General features: G+C 44.5%; 14 protein-coding genes. 13 read left to right on the forward strand and 1 reads right to left on the reverse strand.

What is annotated here, in order from left to right; all coding sequences use genetic code 11:
- Positions 1-146 precede the first annotated feature (146 nt).
- From AAHK14_RS10635 to AAHK14_RS10655, 5 genes are all read left to right on the forward strand, one after another.
- On the forward strand, positions 147-1,799 hold the full coding sequence (locus tag AAHK14_RS10635) for an ABC transporter substrate-binding protein (RefSeq protein WP_065256862.1): 1,653 nt from the start codon (positions 147-149) through the stop codon (positions 1,797-1,799).
- A gap of 176 nt (positions 1,800-1,975) precedes the next feature.
- Positions 1,976-3,616: a peptide ABC transporter substrate-binding protein gene (locus AAHK14_RS10640; RefSeq protein WP_065256861.1), complete on the forward strand. Its 1,641-nt coding sequence runs from the start codon at positions 1,976-1,978 to the stop codon at positions 3,614-3,616.
- A gap of 207 nt (positions 3,617-3,823) precedes the next feature.
- Positions 3,824-4,744, forward strand: coding sequence for an oligopeptide ABC transporter permease OppB (gene oppB / locus AAHK14_RS10645; protein ID WP_065256860.1), 921 nt, complete (start codon positions 3,824-3,826; stop codon positions 4,742-4,744).
- A 12-nt stretch (positions 4,745-4,756) separates the two neighbouring features.
- On the forward strand, positions 4,757-5,653 hold the full coding sequence (gene oppC, locus AAHK14_RS10650; RefSeq protein ID WP_216635283.1) for an oligopeptide ABC transporter permease OppC: 897 nt from the start codon (positions 4,757-4,759) through the stop codon (positions 5,651-5,653).
- Between the two features lies 1 nt (position 5,654).
- Entirely contained in the window at positions 5,655-7,253 is a 1,599-nt protein-coding gene (locus AAHK14_RS10655) for a dipeptide ABC transporter ATP-binding protein (RefSeq protein ID WP_194092549.1), read from the forward strand.
- A gap of 76 nt (positions 7,254-7,329) precedes the next feature.
- Here AAHK14_RS10655 and AAHK14_RS10660 read toward each other — a convergent pair whose 3' ends face one another.
- On the reverse strand, positions 7,330-8,556 hold the full coding sequence (locus AAHK14_RS10660; protein WP_065256857.1) for a divalent metal cation transporter: 1,227 nt from the start codon (positions 8,554-8,556) through the stop codon (positions 7,330-7,332).
- Positions 8,557-8,801: 245 nt separating this feature from the next.
- On the opposite strand from AAHK14_RS10660, the gene xthA reads away from it, so the two are divergent.
- The 8 genes from xthA (at position 8,802) to AAHK14_RS10700 (ending at position 17,712) form a co-directional block, all read left to right on the forward strand.
- Positions 8,802-9,617: an exodeoxyribonuclease III gene (gene xthA / locus AAHK14_RS10665; RefSeq protein WP_065256856.1), complete on the forward strand. Its 816-nt coding sequence runs from the start codon at positions 8,802-8,804 to the stop codon at positions 9,615-9,617.
- 267 nt (positions 9,618-9,884) lie between these two features.
- Positions 9,885-10,511 (forward strand): alpha/beta fold hydrolase, encoded by a 627-nt coding sequence (locus AAHK14_RS10670; RefSeq protein WP_065256855.1) that lies wholly within the window; start codon positions 9,885-9,887, stop codon positions 10,509-10,511.
- A 3-nt stretch (positions 10,512-10,514) separates the two neighbouring features.
- On the forward strand, positions 10,515-11,069 hold the full coding sequence (locus AAHK14_RS10675; RefSeq protein WP_194092548.1) for a hypothetical protein: 555 nt from the start codon (positions 10,515-10,517) through the stop codon (positions 11,067-11,069).
- Positions 11,038-12,135: a cell division protein ZapE gene (zapE, locus tag AAHK14_RS10680; RefSeq protein ID WP_065256853.1), complete on the forward strand. Its 1,098-nt coding sequence runs from the start codon at positions 11,038-11,040 to the stop codon at positions 12,133-12,135. The genes AAHK14_RS10675 and zapE overlap by 32 nt, the downstream gene beginning before the upstream one ends.
- A gap of 114 nt (positions 12,136-12,249) precedes the next feature.
- Positions 12,250-12,822 (forward strand): nitroreductase, encoded by a 573-nt coding sequence (locus AAHK14_RS10685; protein ID WP_065256852.1) that lies wholly within the window; start codon positions 12,250-12,252, stop codon positions 12,820-12,822.
- 239 nt (positions 12,823-13,061) lie between these two features.
- Positions 13,062-14,384: an NAD(P)H-dependent glycerol-3-phosphate dehydrogenase gene (locus tag AAHK14_RS10690; protein WP_194092547.1), complete on the forward strand. Its 1,323-nt coding sequence runs from the start codon at positions 13,062-13,064 to the stop codon at positions 14,382-14,384.
- A gap of 107 nt (positions 14,385-14,491) precedes the next feature.
- Positions 14,492-14,989, forward strand: a complete 498-nt coding sequence (gene sixA / locus AAHK14_RS10695; protein ID WP_065256850.1) for a phosphohistidine phosphatase SixA — start codon at positions 14,492-14,494, stop codon at positions 14,987-14,989.
- Between the two features lie 458 nt (positions 14,990-15,447).
- Positions 15,448-17,712, forward strand: a complete 2,265-nt coding sequence (locus tag AAHK14_RS10700; RefSeq protein WP_065256410.1) for a nitric-oxide reductase large subunit — start codon at positions 15,448-15,450, stop codon at positions 17,710-17,712.
- Positions 17,713-18,134: the final 422 nt, after the last annotated feature.

Below are 18,134 nucleotides of genomic sequence, written 5' to 3' on the forward strand. Positions count from 1 at the left end.
TATTTGTTGTTTTAAAAATGATTTTTAAAAGGTTTTGCTTTATAAAACCTTGACAAATGGATAGGGCTTAGCAAAAGGATGAACGGTGGCGTGTCATGACCCAGATTACAAAAGTCAATTCATTTTTCTGACATAAGGACATCCCCATGAATGCAAAATTTGCACCATCAGCCTTGCTCGTTTCGCTTAGTCTTGCCTTATTTGGCTGTGGCGACAACGAGTCAAATACCAACGCATCAGGCAGTGCATCAGTTGTGACAGGCGAACTTGCCGATACACAAGAGGTGACCATTAACAACGCCGCCGAGCCTGAGTCGCTAGACCCGCACAAAGTATCAGGCGTGCCAGAGTCTAATATCATCCGCCAGCTATTGGTTGGTCTGACATCAACGGATGCAGACGGCAATACCGTGGCAGGCATGGCAGAATCATGGGAGAGTGATGATAATAAAGTGTGGGTGTTTAAAATCCGTGATGCCAAATGGTCAAATGGCGACCCTGTGACGGCTCAGGATTTTGTGTATAGTTTTCAGCGTCTGGTAAATCCTGAAACAGCATCGCCTTATGCTACTTATTTGGCGGCGGTCAAAGTGGTCAATGCTCAGGACATCGTGGATGGCAAGGCAAATCCTGATACGCTGGGTGTCAAAGCCATTGATGACAAAACGCTTGAAATCACCTTGTCTGAGCCTGTGCCTTATTTGCCTGACACGCTCATCCATACATCTGTCAAACCAGTCAATCAAAGAGCGGTAGAACAACATGGCGACAAATGGACAGCGGTAGGCAACTATGTCGTTAATGGTGCCTACAACCTAAAAGACTGGCAGGTTAATGAGCGTATTGTGTTAGAGCGTAATGCCAGTTATTATGACGATGCCAAGACTACCATCGATACTGTCACGCTACTGGCTATCCCATCGGAGGTTACCGACGTGACTCGCTATAAGGCAGGCGAGGTGGACGTCACGGCAGATTCTTTGCCGTCAGAGCAGTTTAAACAGCTCCAATCCGAGCTGGGCGAGCAGGTCAAGGTTCAGCCGAAGTTATGTACTTATTATTATGAGTTTAACCACACCAAAGCCCCGTTTGATGACGTACGTGTGCGTAAGGCGTTGTCATTGGCACTAGACCGTGACATCATCACGGACAATATCTTGGCACAAGGTCAGACGGTGGCTTATCAATACACGCCAAACGCCATCGCAGGCATGATAGATTATGAACCTGATTGGAGGGCATGGGATAAAGCCAAACGCATAGAGGAGGCTAAAAAGCTACTTAATGAAGCAGGTTTTAACGAATCTAACCCTTTAAAATTTGAACTGCTGTATAACACCTCAGAGTCACACAAAAAGCTGGCAGTGGCAGCGGCATCGTTTTGGAAGGATTCTTTGGGCTTTGTTGAGGTAAGTCTTAACAACCAAGAGTGGAAAACTTATCTTGAAACTCGGCGTACTCAAAAACATCAAGTCTCTCGTGGGGGCTGGTGTGCTGACTATAACGAAGCATCAACGTTCCTAAATACATTCGTCTCAACCGATTCTAACAACTATGGCAAATATAACAGCCCGGAGTTTGACCGTCTGATGAATGGTACTTTGGGGGGAGATGTAACAGCAGAACAACGTGCCCAGTTATATCACCAAGCTGAGGCGGTGCTGGACAAGGACAGCGCGACCATCTTTGTCTATCACTATGTATCACCTCGTTTGGTAAAACCATATGTTCTGGGCTATTCAAGCAACGACCCACAAAATACATGGCAAGTCAAAGACTGGAAAATCGCCAAACACTAATCATGTCATGACAGCACAAATCGCCTGTTGGTGATTTGTGTTTGCTGTTTATGATTTTTGACCATCATGCCATTAATAAAATCAGCAACATGTCATCAGTCAGATTAACACAAACATATTAAGTTAGATGACATCTGCCAAGATTTGTCATCCGTTCATCATCATGGAGAAGTAAGATGAAATTATCAACACTAAGTTTTGCCGTACTCACGTTATTTGGAGTTCTTGCTCTGTCAGGTTGTGGGAGTGATAACCAACAGTCTGCACCATCTTTGGCGACAACAACCAAAGATGAGATAACCATTCCTAATGGATCAGAGCCTGAATCATTGGATTTGCATAAGGCATCAGATTCAAGTTCATTTGCTATTATCCGCCAAATGTTTGTCGGATTGGTCAGTGCTGATGAAAAAGGAGCGACCATACCAGCATTGGCAAGTGAATGGGACAGTGCCGATGGTAAAGTGTGGACATTTAAAATCCGTGATGCTAAATGGTCAGATGATACGCCGATTACCGCTCATGACTTTGTGTATAGTTTTCAGCGTCTGACTGACCCAAATACCGCATCGCCATATTCTAGTTATTTGGTGGATGCCAAAGTTGCCAATGCCAAGCAAATATCTGATGGCAAAGCAGGCGTGGAGACTTTGGGCGTGACAGCCATTGATGATAAAACGCTTGAAATCACATTAACTGACCCTGTGCCTTATTTGCCTGATTTGTTGGTGTTGCCTGTGGCGTACGCTGTGCCTAAACAAGCCATCGAAACCCATGGCGACAAATGGCTTGACCCTGCCAACATCGTGGTCAGCGGTGCATATAAATTGACCGATTGGGTGGTTAATAGTCACATCAAGGTAGAACGCAATCCTGCCTACTTTGGAGAGGTGACGGGTAATATCAATAAAGCCACTTTCTTGCCCATCACATCAGCATCCACAGAGGTCAATCGCTATAATAAGGCAGGCGAGGTTGAGATTGCTGCCATTCCATCAGAGCATCTGACCAGCATCAAAAATGAGCTGCCAGATGAAGTGCATTCATCGCCAAAGCTGTGTACCTTTTATCTAGAATACAATCACGCCAAAGCACCATTTAATGATGTTAAAGCTCGTCAAGCCATCTCTATGGCATTAGACCGTGAGACGATTGCTGAGAAAGTGTTGGGTCGTGGCGAGAGGGCAACCTATCAGTTTACCCCGCCTGCCATCTATAACATGGGCGAAGTCAGTCATGACTGGATGGCGATGGATAGGTCGGCACGCATTGAGCATGCCAAACAGCTGATGGCGGATGCTGGCTACTCATCGGGCAACCCACTCAAATTTGAGTTGCTGTACAGCACCAGCGAAGCCGGTAAGCGTATTGCCACAGCAGCGGCGTCCATGCTCAACGAATCGTTCGGCGGTAGTGTCAATGTCTCCATCATCAACCAAGAATGGAAAACCATGTTGGATACTCGCCGTCAAGGTAAGTTTGATACAGCATTTGCAGGATGGTGTGCTGATTATAACGAGCCATCAACCTTTTTAAACGTGTTGCGTTCGGACAACAGTAACAACTCGGGCAAATATGCCAGTGAGACATTTGATCGTTTACTTGACTCAACTTTGAGTGCCAGCCTAAATGATAATGACCGCATGGAAAGATACCATCAAGCGGAGCAACTGCTTGACAAGGAAGCTGCCATTTTACCTATTTATACTGCCGTGTCGGTGCGTCTACAAAAGCCTTATCTGCAAGCAGAATCATTAAATGACCCGAGCAGTAACTGGCAAATCAAGGATTGGGCATTTAGCCGTGATGCAGAATAAACCTGCTGTTTGTTGTGTTTTTTGTGGATTGCAATAGGGTGTATCAGGATTTGATGTTTGCAAGAAAATTTCTGTGCAAAAAAATGATTGGGGCGGGCATGCTCTAATATCAAGCAATACTCGATACGCCCTAGATGATTGCCAGTATTTTGAGGTGTTATCTGCCTTTGTGTTTGCCATGGATTTGCAAATAATAAGAGAGAGCTTATGTTTAAACTCATTTTTAAGCGTGTGTTAGAAGCCATTCCAACCATGCTCTTTTTGATTACCATTTCATTTTTTATGATGCGACTTGCCCCTGGCAGTCCTTTTACGGGCGAGCGTAATCTGCCCCCTGCGGTACTTGCCAACATCGAGGCAAAATATCATTTAAATGACCCGATGTGGCTTCAATTTGTCAATTATCTAAAACAACTTGCCCAAGGGGACTTTGGGCCATCTTTTAAATATAAAGACCATACCATCAATGAATTGCTTGCCCAAGCTCTACCTGTGTCGGTGGAGATTGGCTTTTATGCTTTTGTCATTGCGGTGGTGTTGGGGATTGGTCTTGGGGTCATCGCCGCCCTAAAACAAAACAGCTGGCTTGATTATGTGTTGATGACGCTGGCGATGACGGGCGTGGTCATGCCAAGCTTTGTCAAAGCACCGCTACTTGTGCTGATTTTTGCGGTCATTTTAAAATGGTTTCCAGCAGGGGGCTGGAATGGTGGGGCATTCATGAATCTAGTGCTACCTGTGACAGCATTGGCGATAGGCTATGTGGCAAGTATCGCTCGTATCACAAGGGGGTCGATGATTGAAGTGATGAATAGCCCCTATATCCGCACCGCCAAGGCAAAAGGCTTGCCCTTGTCGCACATCGTCTTTAAACATGCCTTACGTCCTGCCATGTTGCCCATCATCTCGTATTTGGGGCCTGCTTTTGTGGGGATTGTCACAGGCTCTATCGTGATTGAGACGATTTTTGGTCTGCCTGGTATCGGTCAGCTGTTTGTGAACGGTGCGTTAAACCGTGATTATAGCCTTGTGCTGAGTTTGACGATTTTGGTGGGGGTATTGACAATCCTATTTAATGCGATTGTTGATATTTTGTATGCGGTGATTGACCCGAAAATTAAATACTAAAAAGGAATGCGTATGTCTATGAATGCAAGCGAAACAGTGCAAGCCATAGAGCCTGTGGTGAAAGGACGAAGTCTATGGCAAGATGCATGGCGACGTTTTCGCCGTAACAAAGCCGCCATGGCAAGTGGTGTGGTGTTGCTTCTTATCACGGCATTTGTGATTGTCGCCCCCATGCTGTCGCCATTTGGCTATGCTGACACAGATTGGAGTAACATGGGTATCGCCCCGTCTATGGAAACCAAGCACTATTTTGGTACGGATACCTTAGGGCGAGACCTGCTCGTGCGGACAGCTGTTGGCGGGCAAATCTCACTCATGGTGGGGATTGCTGGTGCATTGGTGGCGGTGCTGGTGGGAACGGTCTATGGTGCTGTCTCTGGCTTTTTGGGCGGTAAAGTGGACATGGTCATGATGCGATTTTTAGAAATCCTAAGTGCCTTTCCTTTTATGTTTTTTGTGATTTTATTGGTAACCCTATTTGGGCGTAATATCATTTTGATTTTTGTGGCAATCGGTCTGGTATCATGGCTTGACGTGGCTCGTATCGTGCGTGGTCAGACATTGAGCCTAAAAAATAAGGAATTTATTGAAGCTGCCCGAGTCACAGGCGTGAATAACTGGCAAATCGTGACCCGTCATATCGTGCCAAACGTGCTGGGCGTGGTCGTGATTTATGCGTCTCTTATCGTACCAGGTATGATTTTGTTTGAGTCATTTTTGAGCTTTTTGGGGCTGGGCGTACAAGAGCCGAGAACCAGTTGGGGGGCACTGCTCCAAGAAGGGGCTCAGACCATGCAAGTCGCTCCTTGGCAACTGCTTGTGCCATCTACCTTTTTGGTGGTTACACTGTTTTGTTTTAACTTTATCGGCGATGGTTTGCGTGATGCCTTAGACCCAAAGGACAGATGATATGACATTATTACAAGTAAAAAATTTGGATGTATTTTTAAAAACCGATGAAGAGCTTGTCCATGCGGTCAAGGACTCATCATTTGCCGTAGAAAAAGGACAGACACTTGCCATCGTGGGCGAGTCAGGTTCGGGCAAGTCGGTCACGTCAATGGCGATTATGCAACTTTTGCCAAAAAACATCGCCAGTTTTGGTAAAGACTCATCAGTACTGTTTGATGGCAAAGAGCTACTTAGCTTATCGGAGCGTGAGATGCGTGCCATCCGTGGCGATAAGATTGCCATGATTTTCCAAGAGCCGATGACGTCTCTTAACCCATTTGTCCCCATCGGCAAACAAGTGGCAGAAGCGGTCAGCATTCACAACCCGAGCGTGAGCAAGTCCGAAGCGACCAAACTGGCACTTGACACCTTACAAAAGGTCAAAATTCCCAATGCCGACAAAAAAATGACGGCATATCCGCATGAGTTCTCAGGCGGTCAGCTCCAACGCATCATGATTGCAATGGCGATTATCAATAAGCCCGACCTGCTTATCGCTGATGAGCCGACGACGGCACTTGATGTGACCACGCAGGCGGAAATTTTGGATTTGATGCTAGAATTGCAGCGTGATTTGGGCATGGCGATTATTTTAATCTCTCATGATTTGCGATTGGTCAAAAAGTACAGCGATCAAGTGTGTGTCATGCAGTATGGCGTGATTATTGAACGTGGCACGACCCAAGAGGTCTTTGATAATCCACAACATCCTTATACTGTTGAGCTGTTGACCCCCATTCCCAACAATCACAAACCCATCCTTGATGAATCCGCCCCAAAGCTCATCACAGCAGAGGACATTAAGGTGGATTATGTCATCGCACGCAACTTCTTTGGCAAGCCTACCAAAACCTTTAATGCAGTCAAGGGCATCACACTTGACCTAAAAAAAGGCGAGACATTGGGCATTGTCGGTGAGTCAGGTTCGGGAAAATCCACATTGGGACGTGCCATCATGCAGATTGTACCGTCTGTGGGCGATATTCGTTTTAATGGTGAAAAAATCATTGACACAAAGGGCGATAAACGCCAAGCATTGCGTCGTGATATGCAAATCGTCTTTCAAGACCCCTTTAACTCATTGTCGCCTCGTCTGACCGTGCGTGAGATTATAGAAGAGGGGCTTACTGTACATTTTCCGCAGATGAGCAAAGAAGAACGTCGGCAAAAGGTGGTTAAGATCTTAAAAGAAGTCAATCTATCGCCCACCATGATAAACCGCTATCCGCATGAGTTCTCAGGGGGTCAGCGTCAGCGTATCGCCATCGCCCGAGCGATTATTTTAGAACCAAAATTTGTTTTGCTTGATGAACCGACATCTGCCCTTGATCGCTCTACCCAAATCATGGTAGTCAATCTTTTAAATGACCTACAAAAAAAATATGGACTAAGCTATATTTTTATCAGCCATGATTTATCGGTGGTCAAAGCACTCTCTGACCGCGTGATTGTGATGAGTGAGGGCATGGTGGTGGATATGGGTACGGCAAGACAGATTTTTGAAGAGCCACAACATGAGTATACCCAGCTTTTGGTACAAGCCTCTAATTTGTCTTAACTTTAACATTGACCAAACAAAAACCAGTCAGGCGACTGGTTTTTTGATGATTGTCTTAAAAATCAGTTTAAGCATCCTAGCCGATAATTTGAAAAAATTGTAATAAAAACAATACGGTAAACCCTGCCAAAAACACAATGCCACAGATGGCATAGATATTCATCAAAGGCGAGAGTTTCTTGCCACGGCTTTTGATGAGTGAGTAGTTTAAATAGGCAAAAATCGGTGCAGTAACAAAGGCTGAAATCATCGCAAATTTGAGCAAGGTTGCCATCTGCCCCATAAAAAATGTAATGAGCCCAAAACCTGTGATGGCGGTAATCGTCGTCCAAAATGACGTGATTTTGCCTGTTGATTTGTGTCCGCTGATGAGTGCAAAACATTCGGCATTGGCACGCCCATAGCCATCCACACACGTGATTATGGTGCCAAACATACACAAAAAGGCGATGAATGTCACCAAACCTCTTGACCATTCGCCAATGGTGTTGGTGTACATATTGATGAGCTGTCCGATATAAGCACTGCCCTGCATGGCAATTTCTTGTCCTGTGCCATATTGGACAAACACTCCCAAAGCCAAGAAAAATAACGCCAAAATGGCAGAGCTAAGATAGCCGACATTAAAGTCAAGCAAGCCTTGTTCATGTGTTGGATGGTCATCACGAATTTTTTTGGCGGTCCATACCGATGAGATGACGGAGAATTCTAATGGTGTTGGCATCCAGCCCATCAAGGCGATGATGAAGGAAAGTCCTGCCATGTTAAACGGTGATACTGCCACAAAGTCATGGGCAGGTGGTGGTGCTTTTGCCCCTGCGATGATGACCGCCAAGATGGTCGTAACGGTCAGCAAAATAATGATCCATTTGGTCACATTATCAAGCATCCGAAAATGCCCAAAGATAAGCAATGCCCAAGATGCCACCACCATCACCGCCGACAGTACAACTGTGGAGAGTTCAAAGGGGAGCATATAACTTAAAATCACCGCTGTCAGCAGTACCACAGCCCCTGTACTGATCATGCCTGATATCATGGATAGAATGAAAAATGCCCAAAGATAAAATTTAGACTTTTTGGCGTAGCCTGCAATGAGACTCTCACCCGTTTCATAAGCGTAGTCGGTGGCAAAGCGAAAAAAAGGGTATTTAAAAAAGTTTGCCAATAAAATGATGATGGCAAGTTGCCAACCATATAACGCCCCCGCCTGTGTTGATGCGATCAAGTGTGAACCACCAATGGCGGCAGATGCAATCAAAATACCTGGCCCAAAGGCTTTCCAGTTAATGCCAATTGCCATAATTACCCCAAAGTAAACATAAAGTAGAAAATAAAGTTTTTGAATATTAACATATTATATCTTATTATTTCATAATTTTTTATGATAAATTATTTGTATTTTTATACAAACAGTTATATATTGAGCCAAATTTGGTCTGAATGCACTTGACTGTGTCATTTATTTAAGCCGTACCCTTTGTATTTGAGTATTTGCCCCCATCATATGTCATTATTTTTTAAGAGCCATTGTAAATGACCGCTTCAATGACCACATTTGTCAGTTTTAACATTAATGGGCTACGTGCCAGATTACACCAACTCGTTGCCGTGCGTGATACGCTTGGGGCGGATGTTATTGGTTTGCAAGAAACCAAAGTCCATGATGATGCCTTTCCCCTAAAAGACGTGGAGAGCCTTGGTTATCATGTGGAATTTTTTGGGCAAAAGTCGCATTATGGTGTGGCGATTTTGTCCAAATTTGAGCCGATTTTTGTGCAAAAGGGCTTTCCCTTTGCTGATGTGGATGCTCAAAGACGGCTCATTCATGCCCGATTTGATGTCAATGGGCGTGAGATTGATGTTATCAACGGCTATTTTCCCCAAGGCGAAAACCGTGAACATGAGACCAAATTCCCCATGAAACGTGCTTTTTATGCCGACCTAAACCGCTACATTGACGAGCTAAAAGGGCAGGGGCGTGAGCTTGTCATCATGGGCGATATGAACATCTCGCCCCATGACAACGATGTGGGCATTGGCGAGCCAAACGCCAAACGCTGGCTAAAAAATGGCACTTGTTCGTTTTTGCCCGAAGAGCGTGAGTGGTATGATGCCTTAATGAGTCGTGATTTGCACGACACTTACCGTAAGTTTAAGCCTGACAGTGCAGACGAGTTTAGTTGGTTTGATTACCGCTCAAAAGGCTTTGATGACACGCCAAAACGGGGTTTGCGGATTGACCATATTCTGTGTACAGACAGACTTATCCAAGACTGCGTGGATGCAGGAATCAGCTATGACATTCGTGGGCTAGAAAAGCCGTCTGACCATGCACCGATTTGGGCAAGGTTTGGGGTGTGATAACACAAAGGCAGTCATTATAATTGGTGTATTTATTGGGGTAAATGGCAATTTACCCCATATTTGACACGTTTGACACGCCAATTTTTTAAAATCATCTTGATTGGCAAATTTCCCTTTTTATTTTAAAAATTTATTTAACATAATCCTAATTATTTACCCCTATTTTACAAAGAAATTCAAAAATCTCATCATAAAAACCTGCCACAAAACACCTGTATAAGCCTGATTTTATGCTATAATGGCTCATTTTATACTTTTAAAAACATGAAAAACTTAAAACCCACAACCCTAATCCCCGCCCCGCACATGGGCGACAGTGCGGTGCTTGAAGTGGACGCACATTGGGCGAACTCGGACACGCTGGCTTTGATATTACACCCCAACCCCAAAGCAGGCGGGACGATGAATAACAAAGTGGTTACGACCCTATACCGCTTTTGCAAAGAAGCTAGCATGGATACCGTGCGGTTTAATTATCGGGGCGTGGGGCAGTCAAGCGGTGAGATTGAGTATGGTAATGGCGAGTATTTGGACAGCCTATGCGTGCTTGATTGGGCGTTGAAGCAGACGAATGCCAAGACACTGTGGCTGGCAGGATTTTCTTTTGGGGGATTTATTGCGTGCCGTGTGGCGGATAAGGTGTTGACGGATACAGATGTGAATCTACAAAAACTCACGCTCATCGCCCCGTCCATTGAAAAAAACGACCCAACAGGGCTAACACTACCGACCGATACGCTCATGATTTATGGCGACCAAGATGAATTTGTCCGCCCAAGCAGTATGGCGGATTTTGCCGATGAGTTTGGCATACGCCGTAAAGTGATGACAGGGGCGAGCCACTTTTTTCATGGGCGACTTGGCGAGTTAAAAGAATTGATTGAAAAATAAACCATGTCAAAATCACAAGACCCAAACAAAGTCAGTCTCGGCGAAGTGTTTGCTTTAATAACAAGCAATAAAGCATTATTTTGGGTGGTGGTTTTGGTTACGGGTTTGATAATTGCCGTGCTTTGTGGGATTGCTTACCACAATCAGCAAAAAACCATAAAGAAACACGAGTTATTAAAAGACAATGGCGTGTTGATATTAGCCACGTCCTACCGTGAACATTGCGGAAAAAACGCTAAAAGATTTTATCGTTTTGATGTAAATGGTAAAAGTTATATTAAATCTGTTGGAATGTTTTGTGGCAAGCCGTTGGGCGATACAGTTGAAGTGTATTATTTAAAAGACAAACCGCACATCAATTTATTTAAAACAGAGTTACAACGTGGCGTGCCAAGCCATTGGCATTCGGTATTTATGATAATCGTGTGTACGTGTTTGTTGTTATTTTTGACCGTTTATAAAATCATACATTCTTATTTGGTTGCCAAAAAACATTCACAAAACGAGCTTAAATTAAGGAAAAATAATGACCAATTTATCCCCCCAAAAACGCTATGATGAAGCCCTAGCCACAGGTAATTTTAGCCATGATGACGTGCAAGCTAAGGCAGTTGCCTATCTTGACAAACTGCACCATGAAATCATGGCAAGCCAAAACACCAATCAAGGCTTTTTTGCCAGTCTGTTCAAAGCCAAACCTACGCCCCCTAAAGGCTTGTATATGTGGGGCGGTGTCGGACGTGGCAAGACGTGGCTTATGGATATGTTTTATGACAGCTTGCCGATAGAGCGAAAAATGCGACTGCATTTTCATCATTTTATGAAGCGAGTACAGTCCGAGCTTGTCAAATTGCAAGGGCAAGTCAATCCCCTACAAAAAGTGGCGGACATTATACATAGCGAAGCGGTTGTCATTTGTTTTGATGAATTTTTTGTCTCCAACGTGTCGGACGCCATGATTTTGGGCGATTTGTTTAGTATGCTCTTTGAGCGTGGCATTACGCTTGTGGCGACGTCCAACATTGAGCCGTCTGGGCTTTATAAAAACGGCATTCACAGAGACCGCTTTTTGCCCGCCATTGAGCAGGTTGAAAAGCACACGACCGTGATGAATATTGACGCAGGCGTGGATTATCGGCTAAGATTGTTAAAGCAAGCCAAACTTTACTCATCGCCCCTAACGGACGACACCAAAGACTGGCTGTCCGAGCGGTTTGATACGCTGGCAGGCGGACAAAAGGTAGTAACCGACCCCATTGTCATCGGTGGGCGTGAGATTGCTATCATTAAGCGTACCGAGACCATGCTTTTGGCAAGTTTTAGGGATTTGTGTATGCAACCCCGTTCAGCGTCCGATTTTATTGAGATTGCCAGTGATTTTGATACGGTCATGGTGGATAATGTCCCTGCCTTGACGGATACATTTATGGACCCGACCAGACGGTTTATTTATTTGGTGGACGAGTTTTATGACCGCCGTGTCAAATTGCTCGTGCGTGCTGAGCAGTCTATTTTGGAGTTGTATCAAGGCGAAAAACTCGCCTTTGAGATTGAGCGGACACGTTCACGCCTGCTAGAAATGCAGTCTGAGGAATATTTGTCAGAAGAGCATCGGGTAGAATAGGGGGTTTATAGTAATCCCAATTTGTACCAATAAACCTTGATTTTGGGCGAATAAATTGCCCCCATATATTCATATTGCAAACTGATTAAAAGTAAAAATCAAACGAGAAAAACCATGAACGACCTAATATCCCTTATCCACGCTCGCCGTAGCATTGGCAAACTCTCCCTACCCATGCCAAGCCATGATGAGCTAAATACCGCTTTTGCGTGTGCGATGACCGCCCCCGACCATAAGGTGTTACGTCCTTATCGGTTTAGTGTGATGACAGGCAAAGCTCTTGATGAATTTGGACAGGTACTGCTCCAAGCAGGGCTTGCCAAAGCCGAGACGGACGGCGAGAGCCTAGACGACACCGCACGCACCAAGCTCATCAATATGCCAAAACGGGCTCCGATGATTATCACGGTGGCAACCGATTATAAATCACACCCAAAAGTACCAGAGTTTGAGCAACTTCTGTGCGTGGGGGCGGTGGTGCAAAACCTGCTGTTGGCACTGCAAAGCATGGGCTATCGCACGGTATGGCGTACGGGCGATTTGTGCAATGAGCCTGCCGTCAAAGCCCATTTTGGGGTTAGCGATGATAACACCGTGTGCGGATTTATTTATGTTGGGTCAAGTGATATTGTCATGCCTGAGCGTGAAGCGGTGGATTTGGCAGAATTTGTTTATTTTTATCAATAGATTGCCCAATCTCAACGATTTTTGATTGTTTTTGAATGGTAGGGGTAATTTATTCGCCCTTGATAAAACAGTGATATACCAAAAGAACTTTAAAAATGATACAAAATTTATCATTGACCGTAGGGGCGAATTGCAATTCGCCCGTACAAAGCCGTATCAAATTTTAGGTTCGGTAAGTATGAATAAAGTTGAGAGTGGTATAATAACTTATCAATGAAAATTTAAAAAAGGACAAGCCCATGAAATTGCCAAAAGATAACCCCAAAGTTAAAAAAATTGTCGATGTGGCAAGCCAAAGCATCAATCAAGGCCTAGAAGAAGCCCGTCATCTGTTCGAAAAATCCGAAGCCGAAGGCGGAATTTTGGCAAACCTTGCTCATCTTGCCAAAAAACGCAAAAAAGAGCCAGACCCCGACACATTTGGCGTTCATGTGGATAAGAACATGGATGCGCCCCTGCGTATCGTGGTACTCGGTGGGGGCAGTTTTGGCACGGCAATGGCAAATCTATCCGCCAAAAACGGCTGTGAGACGACCCTGTGGGTGCGTGATAAAAAGACGGTCAAAGCCCTACAAAAAACCCGTATTAACAAAAAATACCTACCCAATCATGTACTAGATAGTCGTTTGGCGTTTAGTCATGATTTGGCAGAATCAGTCAAAAACAAAGACATTATCTTTGTGGCGGTGCCAAGCTCGGCGGTGCGTGAGACCTTGCAAAATATCCGTCCACACATCACACATCAAGCGGTGGTGTCTTTGACCAAGGGCATAGAAAAAGGCACGTTTGCCCTGATGAGCGACATCATCAAGGAAGAGTTGCCACAGGTGAGTTTTGGCGTAATGAGCGGGCCCAATCTTGCTCTTGAAATCATGAATAATATGCCGTCCGCCAGTGTGATTGCCAGTCCGTCCGAGCCACTTAGAGTGGCGGTACAGACAGCACTGCACAGTGCGTTTTTTCGGGTGTTTGCGTCCGATGATGTCAAGGGTGTGGAGTTAGGCGGAGCCTTAAAAAACATCTATGCGGTGGCAATGGGTATGGCAAATGCCTATGGCGTGGGCGAGAACACCAAAGCCATGCTACTGACTCGGGCGTTGGCGGAGATGAGCCGATTTGGCGTGGCGGTGGGGGCAAACCCCTTGACGTTCTTAGGTTTGTCGGGTGTGGGCGACTTGTATGCCACTTGTAATTCTACCCTAAGTCGCAATTATCAAATCGGCAATATGCTTGGTAAGGGCATCACGCTAGATAACGCCATTAAAAAGCTCGGACAAACCGCCGAAGGGGTCAATACCATTGCTCAGGTAGAAGAGCAAGCCAAAAAACTAGGCATTTATATGCCAATCACTCACGCCCTATATGCGGTGTTATACGAAAATAAATCGGCTCTGAGTGTGGCGGTAAACCTTATGGAAACGGGGTTTCGAAGTGATGTGGAATTTGTCATGCCCCATGATGAGAGCAATGAAAAGCTGTCAAAAGAGTTTGATAAGGTCTTAAAAGCAAGTAAAGAGAATAAACCCAAAGATGATGAAGCTGTTGATGATACTGATAAATAGGTCGTGATTGTTAAATTGGGTTGTATTCTTACAATGCACCTTTGAAATTTTAACTAAATGTGTAGGGGTAAATTGCAATTTACCCTATATTAAAAGAAGGATTTACCATGAAACTTATCTTTATCCGACACGGTCAAGCAACTGCCTATTGTGCTGATGATGCTGGGCGTGATTTGACCGAATTTGGGCAAGCTCAGGCGAACCAGACTGCCACGCATCTCACCGAGCGATATAGCCTTGACATGATTATCGCCAGCCCCTTTAACCGTGCCGACCAAACCGCCAAAATCTTACAAAATATCGCAAATAACAAAGGACAAAACCCCACATTCATCACGTTGGGTAGCATTACCCCTGATGATGACCCCGTGGCAGGCGTGGCGGACATTGAGCAAATCATCACATCGCACTATGGACATGAGCATGATAAAACGATAGCGGTGGTATGTCACATGCCGATAGTCGCTCGCATGGTGGCGTATCTGGACACAGACGGTTTGCCCCCGCCGATGTTTGATTTGGCAGAATATCGGGTTATGACAGCCGATGTCATCGCCCAAGGTCTAGCACGTCAAAGCGAGAGATTCTCGCCTGTGCAACCTTGATGGATTGATAAACATAACCGCTTTGTAGGTTAATTTAATAAACCGCTACCTATTTGGGTGGCGGTTTTTAGGGCGTGTTGAATATTGGTATTTGCAATGAAAAATGAGAAAAATCGCAAGTTTTTTCCTTGAAAAACAAGATTTAGCCATTTTTCATGCAAAAATTGATAAAAGTGTTAAATTTTTATCTTAATTTTATAAAATGTTATCAATGTTCAACACGCCCTATTTACCTTTAATAAAAATAAGTTACCTTTTATTTATAAATACAACAAATTATTAATAAGCATAACAAATTTTAAAAATTGTGTCATAAAGCATTGACTTTTGGCGATGGGTGGGCGTACAATGCCATTTTAAAGATATATTTAAAATATATTTTTAAAACAGTCATTAAGATAATGCGATTATCTTATCAATCACAATTCCCAATCAAGCCACGAGATAAGGAGCAAGAGATGGGTGAGTATAAAAAGCACTGGTGGGTGCTGTTTGGGGTGCTACTTTGCACCTTTACATTGCTTGGATGGGGTGGGGCGGAAGTTTATCGCTCTGCACCGCCCATTCCACAGCAGTTTGTGGACAGTCAAGGTCAGGTCATCATGACAGATGATGACATCCTGCAAGGTCAGTCAGCATGGCAGACGACAGGTGGCATGCAGTTGGGTTCGGTGTTGGGGCATGGGGCGTATCAAGCTCCCGACTGGACGGCTGATTGGTTGCATCGTGAGCTGGTCGCATGGCTTGACATTCGTGCCAATGAAACCTACGGCAAGGGATATGATACTCTAACATCATCTGAGCAAGCAGGACTGCGTCAAGCCCTAAAAGAAGAATATCGCACGAGTGCAGATAATGGCGTACAAACCGTAGTACTCTCCGACACACGCATCAAGGCAATCAATGAAGTTGCCCCTTATTATATCGAGCTGTATGGCGATAATCCCGAATACGTCAAGACTCGGGAAAATTTTGCCATGAAAAATAACACTTTGCCTGATTTGACCGCACGGCAGCATTTGGCGAATTTTTATTTTTGGACGGCGTGGATTTCATCGGCAAATCGTCCTGGTACAGATGCCACATTTACCAATAACTGGCCACATGAGCCACTGATTGATAATGTACCAACCGCCGAAAACATCATTTGGTCAGTGGCTAGCGTGGTGTTTTTGATTGCGGGCGTGGGATTTTTGATTTGGGCGTGGGCATTTTCCAAAAAAGAAGAAGATGTCAAATTGGCGGTGCCAGAGTCTGACCCTTTGACCAAGATAAGTCTAACACCATCGCAAAAAGCGTTGGGCAAATACGGACTGCTTGTGGTGGCGTTATTTGTACTACAAGTATTTTTGGGTGGTTTTGTTGCTCATTATACGGTAGAAGGACATTCGTTCTATGGCATTCCTGTGGCGGACTGGTTGCCTTACTCACTGGTGCGGACATGGCACATTCAGTCGGCACTGTTTTGGATTGCCACGGCATTTTTGGCGGCAGGCTTATTTTTGACCCCCATCATCAATGGTGGCAAAGACCCTAAATTCCAAAAACTGGGCGTGGATATCTTGTGGGTGGCACTCATCATCGTGTGTGTGGGTTCGTTCATCGCCCAGTTCTTTGCCCTAAAACACATCATGCCTGCCCATCTTAATTTTTGGTTTGGACATCAAGGCTATGAGTTTATTGATTTGGGGCGTTTTTGGCAGATTTTAAAATTTGTTGGTATTTTGCTGTGGCTTGTACTGATGGCACGTGGCTGGGCTTATGGGTTTAAACAAAAAGGCGATAAAAACCTATTGTTTATCTTTGTGGCGTCTGTGGCGTGTGTCGGTCTGTTCTACGGCTCGGGTCTGTTCTATGGTGAACGCACCAACATTGCCATCATGGAATACTGGCGTTGGTGGGTGGTACATCTGTGGGTTGAAGGATTTTTTGAAGTATTTGCAACCGCAGCATTTGCCTTTATCTTTTATAACCTTGGGCTGGTGCGTTATAAAACCGCCACAGGGGCGACCATCATCTCAGCGGCATTGTTCTTATTGGGCGGTGTGCCAGGGACGTTCCATCATCTGTATTTTACAGGAACGACTACGCCAATCATGGCAATCGGTGCGTCATTTTCGGCATTGGAAGTTGTGCCACTCGTGGTGCTTGGCTATGAAGCCTATGAACACTGGGAAAAACAACATCAAGCCCCGTGGATGGACAAGTTAAAATGGCCCATCTTGTATTTTGTGGCAGTCTCGTTTTGGAACATGGTCGGAGCAGGCGTGTTTGGATTTATGTTAAATCCGCCATTGGCACTGTTTTATATCCAAGGGCTAAACACGACTGCCGTCCATGCTCATGCGGCGTTATTTGGTGTGTATGGCTTTTTGGCTCTCGGCTTTGTGCTGTTGATTGTGCGTTATATTCGCCCTAATCATGTCTTTGATGACAGTCTGATGAAGATGAGTTTTTGGGCTCTGAATGCAGGTCTTGTGCTGATGATAATGACAAGTTTGTTGCCTATCGGGGTGTATCAAGCCCATGCATCCATTACCGAAGGCTTGTGGTATGCACGCAGTGAAGGCTTTTTGCAACAGGACTTTTTGGTCATGCTAAGATGGATTCGCACCATTGGTGATGTGGTCTTTATTATCGGGGCGATAGCAGTAGCATGGCAAGTAGTAAAATTGGTCTTTGCCAAAGCAGGTGATGATAATCATCAGCCTAATGCCCTGTAAATCGTTAAATCTTTGTCAGTATTATAACCGCTACTTAATCTGGGTGGCGGTTTTTAATAGACTTCTTTCCAAACCCCGATTTTTGTGGATTTTTAAAAATCTCAACCCCAATACTTATAAGGGTTTATTTTTAGTTTGGAAAGAGATTTAATGGTAAAAAGGCGATCAAAAGTCAATCACAGGGCAATCGCACTATATTTAATTTCTAGCAAATAAAATTATGTTTTTGAAGAAATTGGCAATTTTTAGACACAAATTATTTAAAAACTCACCAAACCAATTATATTTTGAATAATTTATTAAAAATATATTTATATAAAATTAACTATAAATACTAAATTTGCTTGATTTTTAATCAATTTCATGTAAAATTTTGTAGTGCGATTGCCCTGAAGTCAATCATGAGTGATATTTAATCTTTT

Origin of the sequence: Moraxella sp. K1664 (assembly GCF_039693965.1) — a bacterium.
GTDB lineage: Bacteria > Pseudomonadota > Gammaproteobacteria > Pseudomonadales > Moraxellaceae > Moraxella.